6 protein-coding genes and 1 pseudogene are annotated in these 8,937 nt (G+C 76.1%); 6 read left to right on the top strand and 1 reads right to left on the bottom strand.

Annotated features, from left to right (window positions below; translation table 11 throughout):
* Positions 1 to 764, top strand: a pseudogene (locus tag ACFVGO_RS10495) (hypothetical protein); the annotation flags it as partial.
* Here ACFVGO_RS10495 and ACFVGO_RS10490 read toward each other — a convergent pair.
* Positions 761 to 1,195 carry a DUF4259 domain-containing protein gene (locus ACFVGO_RS10490; protein ID WP_380631370.1) on the bottom strand — a complete coding sequence of 145 codons (435 nt, stop codon included), beginning with the start codon at positions 1,193 to 1,195 and terminating at the stop codon, positions 761 to 763. The pseudogene ACFVGO_RS10495 and the gene ACFVGO_RS10490 overlap by 4 nt on opposite strands.
* Positions 1,196 to 1,337: 142 nt before the next feature.
* Here ACFVGO_RS10490 and ACFVGO_RS10485 point away from each other — a divergent pair, with 142 nt between their 5' ends.
* From ACFVGO_RS10485 to ACFVGO_RS10465, 5 genes are all read left to right on the top strand, one after another.
* A complete protein-coding gene (locus ACFVGO_RS10485; RefSeq protein WP_359899425.1) occupies positions 1,338 to 1,775 on the top strand; it encodes a hypothetical protein in 438 nt (145 codons plus the stop codon).
* 92 nt (positions 1,776 to 1,867) lie between these two features.
* Entirely contained in the window at positions 1,868 to 3,352 is a 1,485-nt protein-coding gene (locus ACFVGO_RS10480) for a hypothetical protein (RefSeq protein ID WP_380631368.1), read from the top strand.
* An 80-nt stretch (positions 3,353 to 3,432) separates the two neighbouring features.
* Entirely contained in the window at positions 3,433 to 6,783 is a 3,351-nt protein-coding gene (locus tag ACFVGO_RS10475; RefSeq protein WP_380631367.1) for a right-handed parallel beta-helix repeat-containing protein, read from the top strand.
* Complete coding sequence (locus ACFVGO_RS10470; protein ID WP_359899419.1) at positions 6,780 to 8,024, top strand: S8 family serine peptidase; 1,245 nt, start codon at positions 6,780 to 6,782, stop codon at positions 8,022 to 8,024. The genes ACFVGO_RS10475 and ACFVGO_RS10470 overlap by 4 nt, the downstream gene beginning before the upstream one ends.
* 139 nt (positions 8,025 to 8,163) lie before the next feature.
* On the top strand, positions 8,164 to 8,670 hold the full coding sequence (locus tag ACFVGO_RS10465) for an RICIN domain-containing protein (RefSeq protein WP_359899417.1): 507 nt from the start codon (positions 8,164 to 8,166) through the stop codon (positions 8,668 to 8,670).
* The last annotated feature ends 267 nt before the right edge of the window (positions 8,671 to 8,937 follow it).

Raw genomic sequence — 8,937 nt, 5'->3', positions numbered from 1 at the left:
TGAGCCCCCACCGACATCCCCGGACGCGCTTTTGGTGCTCTTCCCCCACCCACCCGCAAGCCTCACCCACTGCCCTGGCCGCCCGGCTCGGCCCCGCCTACCAGCGCCTGGCGCGGCGGGCCGAGGACGTCGCCTCCCGGCTGCCCGCCCTGCGCGCCCGGGCGGAGGAGGGCGAGCAGGGCCCCGAACTGGTCGCCGTCCTGCTGCAGCACGGCGACTGCGGCCCGCTGGCCCCGCGCGCCGAACTCCTCGCGGCGGCCCGGTCCGGCGCGCCCGGCCCCTACGGCCCGTACCTGCGCTGCCTGGCCGCGGGCCTGCGGCGGCTGCCCAGCCACTACGGCGGTGTGCTGGTCGCGGGCCCGGCGCAGGACTGCGACCTCGCCGGGTACGCCCCGGGCGCGGTGCTGACCGAGCGGGCCCCGGTGACCGGTCTGGCGGCGCCCGGAGCGGATCTGGGGGAGGACATCGGGATCGAGTTCGCCATCTGGTCCGTCAGCGGCCGCCGCAGCTCGGCCTTCGGCGGTCCGGGCGACCAGCCGACGGTGATCTTCGCCCCGGGCACGGAGTTCGAGGTGGTCGAGGTCGAGCCGGCCGCCCCGGAGGAGGGCCGTCCGGCCCGGGTGCTGCTCCACGAGATCGGCGGCGTCCGCCCGGGCCCGGACCGGCTGCGCACCTGGCTCGCCCGCCGCGACGCCGTCGCCCCCGCCGACCGCGTCCGCCCCGCCGACCCCTCCCGCTACGCCCTGGACCTGGGCGCCGCCTAGAGGTCGAACAGCGCGTCCTGCGGCTCGGGATCGGGTGCGAGCACGGCGCGCAGGCGCCTGACGGCCTGGCGCCACTTCGTGCCGTCGGGCGCCTCGTCCCAGAGCTCGGCGAGCTCGGACGCCCCGGCGACCACGCGGTCGAGTGCCTCGACGGCGAGCGGCCGCAGGTCGGTGGCGAGGACGGGAAGCGCCCGGTCGGGCCAGTAGCTCGTGGTGACCGGTCCGTCGCCCGGGCACCGGGCGGCGATGAGGGCCGCGGCGGCGACGGCCTCCGTTCCCTCGCGGTACTCCAGGTGGTCCCGGGTCCGGACGGTGCGGATCAGCGCCGTGCGGACCAGGGCTTCCCGTGCGTCCTCGGCGGTCTCGTCCAGGGCGTCGGCGAAGTCCGCGGCCGTGTCGTTCTCGAACGGGCCGATGCCCCAGGTGCCCATGGCGCCTCCTCGTGTCACTGTGCGGTGATCCTCGCAGAGGGCACCGACAGCGGCGGCCTCGCGTGCCCCGGTGAACCCCGGGCCGCCGGTCGGCCGTCGGACGGAACGTAGGGCTGTGGTGATCGGCAGGAGGAGTACGGGGATGGGCGAGACGGTGAACGGCGGGTTCCGGCTGGCGGCGGTGTTCGACGCGGTGGATCCGGTGACCGGGCCCGGGTTCGCACCGGACCGGCCGCGGCTGGCGGCGGGCGCGGATCGCGAGGCCGTCGCCCGGTACCTGCGGGCCGGGGCGACGGTGCTGCTGACGCCGATGCTGATGGACGACGTGGTCGACCCGGGGCGGCGCGGCGTCGTGCCGATGGGCTTCCGCACCGACGGCCGGTGGATCTGGACCGACACCGTGACGTACTACCTGGAGGAGTACGGGCTGGCGCCCGACCCCGAGCTGCTCGCCCACGTGCGCGAGCAGCTCGACGAGCCGTGGACGCAGCCCTCGGCGGCGGTGCTGGAACAGGCGGTGTCCTTCGTGCTGTCCCCGCCGGAGTCGGCCGCGGAGCCGGTCTGGACGGTCGGGACCTGAAGCGCGCCGGCCGGCCGAACCGGTCCGGCTGAACCGGTTCGGCCACGCGGGCCGTAGCTCCCCACAGGAGTGTCGTCGAACGCAGGGGATGCATGGTGGGCGAGGAGCAGCGCGGCGAGCCGGAGCGGAGGGCGGGCGGCTTCCAGCTCCCGGCGGTGAACTGGGCGTTGGCGGCCGAGGCGGACCCCGGGGAGCGGGCGGAGCCGGCGCAGGAGCCCGCGAGCGCCGCGACGGCGGTGCTCCCGGCGCCGTCGGCTGCGGCTGCCGGTGCCGGTGCGGGTGCCGCGGGCGCCGCGACGGGCGGGGCACGGACCGGACCGAAGCCCGAGGCCGGATCGAAGCCCGAGGCCGAGGCGGAGCCCGAGTCCGCGGCGCCGACGGGTATCGGGCCGGCGCCGCTGCCGTCCCCCGTCGCGGCCTCGACCGCCCCCGGTGCGCCCGAGGCGGTGGCACTCGCCGCCGTCGCGTCCGCCGAGCCGGCCGGTGACGGCGCCACGGACCCGGGGCCGCGCCCCGGCCGGGTCTCCCGGCCGATGATCGCCGCGGCCGTCGCCGTCGGCCTGGTGCTGGTCGGCACCTCCGTGGTGGTCACCCAGCTGGGCGGCAACGACCCCAAGCACGGGCCGGCCCAGGCCGACGTCCCGCCCGGCTACGGGCAGGGCGGCGGGGACGGCGGCAACGGTTACGTCCCCGGCTTCGACGAGCACGGCGGTACCGGCGGGGGCGCCCCGCCGGACGGGCAGCCGGGTGCGGTGGTCCCGCTGCCGGACGGTTCGGCCGCACCCTCGCCGGGCGACCAGGCGGCCTCGGCTCCCAACGGCGCCGTCGTCCCCAACGGCGCCGGCGGTGCCGGTACGGCCGCCCGTCCCGGCGGCGGCGCGGCCAACCCCGCCCCGGGCGGCGGGACGGACCGCTCCCAGGGCGGTGCGGCGGCCGCCTCGGGCGGCTCGGCCTCCGGCGGCACGGGTGGCGGCGGCGCGGCCAACCCGGCCCCCAACCAGCCCCCGGCGAACCCGCCGGCCGCGCCGCCACCGGCGGCCCAGCAGCCCGCGCCGCCGCCGGCCGCCGCCAAGCCGCCGGCACCGGTCACCGTGATCGCCGGCCCGTACTGCTCGGGCGGCGGCCAGTACAAGACCAACGGCTGGTACGACCAGGGCACCAAGGGCTGGCGCAACAACTCGGGCGGCTACGGCGGCGACGGCTGCAACGGCACGTACGCCTCGATGCCGATGTCCGGCGACGCGAACAAGGACGACAACAGCAACTCGGTGGTCTGGACCTTCACCGTGGACAAGGTCAGCAGCTGCACCCTGTCCGTCTACATCCCGGCCAGCGGCGACGTGAAGCAGGTCGGCGGCAACCCCAGCCTCTACACGGTGCAGAGCGGTGGCGGCCAGATCGGCTCGTTCTCCATCAACCAGACCGCCAGCCGGGGAAGTTGGGTGAACCAGGGCCCGTTCTCCTACCGCGGCCCGATCTCGTTGACGCTGCACAGCCGCGGCCTGGACTGGTCGGGCAGCACCGAGACGTTCGCCCACCACGCCGCCGCCGCCGTCCGCGCCACCTGTACGGCCTGACCCCGCCCGAACCCCCTGAACCACCAGACCAACCCGAACAACCCGAACAACAACGCCCCACGACGAAGGGAACCCCAGGCATGTCGCGCCCGGTGCTGACGGTCTGTGCGGAGCAGCGGGAGCCCGGCTCCTACCGCACGATCGGCGAAGCCCTCCAGGCTGCCCGCAGCGGCGCGGTGATCTCGGTCCGCCCCGGCCGGTACGACGAGAACCTGGTGCTCACCAAGGTGGTGAGCATCACCGCCGAGGACGTCCGGGGCAGCGTGCGGATCAGTCCCCGCCGCGGTTCGGTGGTCCAGGTGCTCACCGAGGCCGTCCAGCTCACCGGCCTGGTGCTCCAGGGGCAGGACGACGACCTGCCCGCCGTCGACGTCCCGCGCGGCCAACTGGCCATGCAGGACTGCGAGGTGATCGGCAACGCGTGGACCGCCGTGCTCACCCGCCAGCAGGGCGAACTCGCCATGCGCGGCAGCCGGGTGACCAACCCGGCCGGAGCCGGGCTGGTGGAGACCTCCACCGGCACCAGCGTGATCGAGGACAGCGTCATCGAGCACCTGGGCACCTCGGCCGTGGTCATCGGCGAGCGGGCCAACCCGACCGTCCGGCGCTGCGTGCTGCGCGACGCGCGCGGCAACGGCCTGTGCGCCAACGGCGAGGCGCGCGGCCTCGTCGAGGACTGCGAGATCTCCGCCACCGACAAGCCCGCCGTCGCCCTGGAGGAGCAGAGCACCACCCGGCTGCTGCGCACCGAGATCCGGGACAGCGCGCTCGGCGTCTTCATCGGCTCCACCGCCCGGGTCGTGCTGGAGGACTGCACCGTCACCGCCGTGCGCGCCCACGGCTACGTCCTCACCAACGGCACCGACCCGCTGCTGCGCCGCTGCCGCGCCGTCCGCCCCCAGGGCCACGGCCTGCACATCGCCGGCCGGGCCCGGGGCACCCTGGAGGACTGCGAGGTCACCGCCCCCGCCCTGGCCGGCATCCACGTCGGCGAGTCGGCCGGGCCCAGCCTGGTGCGGGCGGTGGTGCGCGACGCGGGGACGGACGGCGTCGAACTCACCGGGGAGAGCGCCGCCGAGTTCGACCGCCTGGAGGTCCGGGACGCGGCCGGCGTCGGCATCGTGGTGCGCGACGGCGCCAACCCGCTGCTGCGCCGCAGCACCGTCACCGCCGCCGGCGGCCACGGCATCGAGGCGCTGCGCGACGGGCGCGGCCGGCTGGAGGACGTCACCGTCGTCGACGCCGCTGGGCACGGGGTGCGGATCGCCGACGGCGCCAACACCTACCTCGGCGGCAGCCTGGTGCGCGGCAGCGGGTCCTGCGGGATCTCGGTCGGCGCCGAGGGCATCGCCACCCTGCGCGACGTCGAGTCCGCCGACAACGCCCTGGACGGCGCCGAGGTCGAGCACGGCGGCGACCTGACCGCCACCCGCACCCGGCTGCGGACCAACCGGCGGCACGGGCTGCACCTGCGGTCCGGCGCCCGCGCCACCCTGACCGCCTGCCAGCTCAGCGACAACACCGTGGACGGGCTGCGCTCCGACTCCGTGGAGCCCGTGCGGCTCACCGACTGCGTGGCCGCCGAGAACCAGGGCGCCGGGCTGCGGCAGACCGAGCCGACCGACCGCCTCGCCGTGGAGAACCTCGACAGCCGGGACAACCGTTCTCCGGACGCCCACGGCGCGGCGGCCGTCGCCACCACCGAGCCCGGCGAGGCCCCCGCCGCCGACGGGTCGGACGCCCCGGCCGAGGGCGCCGCGGCTCCCGCCCCGGCCGCACCGCAGGGCCCGCAGGCCGTCCTCCAGACCCTGGTCGGGCTGCAGGGCGTCAAGGAGCAGGTCGCCACCCTGGTCAACCTCAACAAGCTGGCCCGGCGCCGGGAGCAGGCCGGGCTGCCCGCCCTGCCGATGAGCCGGCACCTCGTCTTCGCCGGCCCGCCCGGCACCGGCAAGACCACCGTCGCCCGGCTCTACGGCGCGATCCTCGCCGAACTCGGCGTGCTGCGCAGCGGCCACCTGGTCGAGGTCGCCCGGGCCGACCTGGTCGCCTCGATCATCGGCGGGACGGCCCTGAAGACCACCGAGGTGGTCAAGGAGGCGCTCGGCGGGGTGCTGTTCATCGACGAGGCGTACACCCTGTCGGCGGGCTCCGGCGGCACCGGACCGGACTTCGGCCGCGAGGCCATCGACACCCTGGTCAAGCTGATGGAGGACCACCGCGACGACCTGGTGGTGATCGTCGCCGGGTACGAGGCCGAGATCCGCGAGTTCCTGGCCTCGAACCCGGGCCTGGCCTCCCGGTTCAGCCGCACCGTCGAGTTCCGGAACTACAGCGACGAGGAGCTCACCACGATCGTCGAGCACGCCGCCGCCGGGCACGGGTACGAACTCGTCGAGGGCACCCGGGAGGCGCTCGCCGCGCACTTCGACCGGATGCCCAAGGGCGCCGACTTCGGCAACGGCCGGGCCGCCCGCAAGGTGTTCGAGGAGATGGTCGACCGGCAGGCCTCCAGGCTCGCCGAACTGGAGCACTTCGACAACGATGCGCTCACCCGGCTGCTGCCCGCCGACGTGGGCGAGCAGGCCGCCGCCGACGAGGCGAAGGCCGACGAACCCGGCCTGCTCGACCGGCTGCGCGCCATGGTCGGCCTCGCCGCCGCCAAGGAGCAGGTCGAGGACCTGGTCAACCTGACCCGGCAGACCCGGCGCCGGGTCGAGGCCGGGCTGCCCGCCGCCACCATCAGCCACCACCTGGTGTTCTCGGGCCCGCCCGGCACCGGTAAGACCACCGTCGCCCGGCTGTACGGCGAACTCCTCGCCGAGCTCGACGTGCTGCCCTCGGGCCAGCTGATCGAGACCGCCCGCGCCGACCTGGTCGGCCGCTACATCGGCCACACCGCCCAGCTCACCCGGGACGCCTTCGAACGCGCCCGCGGCGGCGTGCTGTTCATCGACGAGGCGTACACCCTGACGCCCCGCAACGGCTCCGGAGGGGACTTCGGGCAGGAGGCCGTCGACACCCTGATGAAGCTGATGGAGGACCACCGCGACGAGGTCGTGGTGATCGTGGCCGGATACCAGGAGGAGATGCGCGGCTTCCTCGCCTCCAACCCCGGCCTGGCCTCCCGGTTCTCCCGGGAGATCACCTTCGACCACTACGCGGACGACGAACTCGTCACCATCGTCCGGGTGCAGGCCGAGGCCGCCGGCTACACCTGCACCCCGGAGACCCTGGCCGCGCTCGGCACGCTGTTCGCGGCCGTCCCGCGCGACCGCTCCTTCGGCAACGGGCGGTTCGCCCGGCAGGTGCTGGAGGCGATGATCACCCGTCAGGCGGGCCGGCTGTCCCGGCTGGACATCGCGGACCTCGACGAGCTCAGCCTGCTGCTGCCGCAGGACATCCCGGCCGAGCGGATCGGCAGCCTCGCATGAAGCGGGCGCCCCTGGCCCGGGCGGTGGCCGCGCCGCTCCTGGCCGGGCTGCTGCTGCCCGTGGCGGGCCCGGCCGCCGCCGACACGCCCGCCGGCCCCGACGCCCTGCCCGGCGTCAGCCAGCAGCGTCGCGACGCGAGCGGCCGGTCGGCCGGCTGCCTGCCGCCGTCGACCAAGGGCACCCAGCTCACCCCCTGGCCGCAGACCTTCCTGCGGCCCGACCGGGTCTGGCCGCTCAGCCGCGGCGAGGGCGTCACCGTCGCCGTCCTCGGCTCCGGGGTCAAGGACGGCAGCGGCCTGCTGGCCGGCCGGCTCGACCTGGCCCAGCTGCCCGGCGGCCCCGACCCCGCCCAGGACTGCGTCGGCCACGGCACCTTCCTGGCCGGCCTGATCGCCGCCGACCAGCGCGAGGGCGCGGGCTTCGCCGGCCTCGCGCCGCGCGCCCGGATCCTCGCCGTCCCGGTCACCAACGACGCCGGAACCCCCTCGGCGGACCTGCTGGCCCAGGGCATCACCGCGGCCGCCGACCGCGGCGCGCGGGTCATCGCGGTCGGGGTGGCGCTGCCGAACGGCACCGACGCCCTGGCCGCCGCGGTCCGCGCGGCGCGCGGCAAGGGCGCGCTGATCGTCGCCCCGGCCGCACCCGACACCGTCCCGACCGACGGCTCCGGAACCGCCAAAGCCGTCCCGGCGGTCTACCCGGCGGCCTACCCCGAGGTGCTCGCCGTCCGCGACCTCGCCCCCGGCGGCGCGCTCCCGGACGGCCCCTCGGCCGTCCCGGTCGGCGGCCGCGTCGACCTCGCCGCCCCGGGCGACGCCGTCACCGGCCCCGGCCCGGCCCCCGGCGGCTACTACACCGGCGCCGGCCCCAGCTTCGCCACCGCCTTCGTGGCCGGCACCGCCGCCCTCGTCCTCGGCTACCGTCCGGACCTGACCGTCGACCAGCTGACCCAGCGCCTGGAAGCCACCGCCTACCGCAGCCCCGACCCCCAGTACGGCCACGGCACCGTCGACCCCGTCGCCGCCGTCACCCGCCTCGCGGCGCCCGGCGCCCCGGCCCCGCCGACCGCGGCCGCCGCCCCCACCATGCCCCCCGTCCCGCCCGCCGGCGACGCCGGTCACCGGGCGGGTCTGATCGCGCTGTCCTCCCTCGCCCTCGTCGCCCTGGTCGCGGCGGCGGGCGCGGTGGCCCCCCGCGCCCGCGCCCGGGGCTGGCGCCCGGGCCGGGCGGAGGAGAGCTGACGGGTCGGCGGGGACGGGAGGGGCCGGCGAGGTCGACTTCCCGCTGGGCTCCCGTGCTTTCCCGCCATTGGCTCGCCCCGCCGCTTCCCCGGAACCCGGCAGGGAAGGCAGGTGGTGCCACCTACCTCCAAGGAGAGCTGTGAATCTTCGGATCGGTAAGGGAACAGCGGCGCTTGTCGCCGGAATCGCGATCACCACGGGCTTCGCGGCCGCACCGACCGCCGGCGCCGCGACAGCGCCTGCGCTGTCGGCCGGGGAGAGGACCTTCGTCAACGTCAACTCCGGCAAGTGTCTGGAGATCTGGGGCGACGCCACCGGCAACGGCGCCCGCGCGGGCCAGTGGGACTGCAACGGATCGGCCACCCAGCAATGGCGGCTGTCCTACAACGGCGTCTGGGCCACCATCGTCAACGTGAACTCGGGCAAGTGTCTGGAGATCTGGGGCGACGCCACCAATGACGGCGCCCGCGCCGGCCAGTGGGACTGCAACGGGTCGGAAACCCAGCAGTGGTACTGGTATTCCACCGGCGAGCTCGGAAACGCGAACTCGGGCAAGTGTCTGGAGATCTGGGGCGACGCCACCCACAACGGTGCGGTCGCCGGCCAGTGGCAGTGCAACGGGTCCGCCACCCAGAAGTGGCGCTGAGCCGCGCCCGGACGCGGTAGCGGGGGCCGCCTGCCGCGCGGGCTTCCCGGCGTGGACCGCGGGGGAAGGCCACCTCGTGAGTGGGCGAGGCGGTGCCCTGCGGCGGATCGCCGTCCTCTCCCCGGCCTCACGGGAGCCCCGCGCCCCCCCGGAGGACAGGGGGGGGTCTTCTTCCCCCCCCCCCCCCCCCCAAACAAACCCCCCGGTGCCCATTCCTTCTCCGGCGCCTCCCCCTCCGCAGGACAAGCCGGGGGGTGTCTCTTCTCC

This window comes from Kitasatospora sp. NPDC057738, from assembly GCF_042798815.1.
GTDB classification, from domain to species: domain Bacteria; phylum Actinomycetota; class Actinomycetes; order Streptomycetales; family Streptomycetaceae; genus Kitasatospora; species Kitasatospora lactacystinica.
The sequence above is the reverse complement of the archived record's forward strand: the minus strand, read 5'-3'. Positions and strand labels throughout refer to the sequence as shown.

Coding starts and splice junctions, on each gene's coding strand:
- ACFVGO_RS10480 (WP_380631368.1), top strand. CDS start 1,868: ATGGTGGGCGAGGAGCAGCGCGGCGAGCCGGAGCGGAGGGCGGGCGGC.
- ACFVGO_RS10490 (WP_380631370.1), bottom strand. CDS start 1,195: ATGGGCACCTGGGGCATCGGCCCGTTCGAGAACGACACGGCCGCGGAC.
- ACFVGO_RS10470 (WP_359899419.1), top strand. CDS start 6,780: ATGAAGCGGGCGCCCCTGGCCCGGGCGGTGGCCGCGCCGCTCCTGGCC.
- ACFVGO_RS10475 (WP_380631367.1), top strand. CDS start 3,433: ATGTCGCGCCCGGTGCTGACGGTCTGTGCGGAGCAGCGGGAGCCCGGC.
- ACFVGO_RS10485 (WP_359899425.1), top strand. CDS start 1,338: ATGGGCGAGACGGTGAACGGCGGGTTCCGGCTGGCGGCGGTGTTCGAC.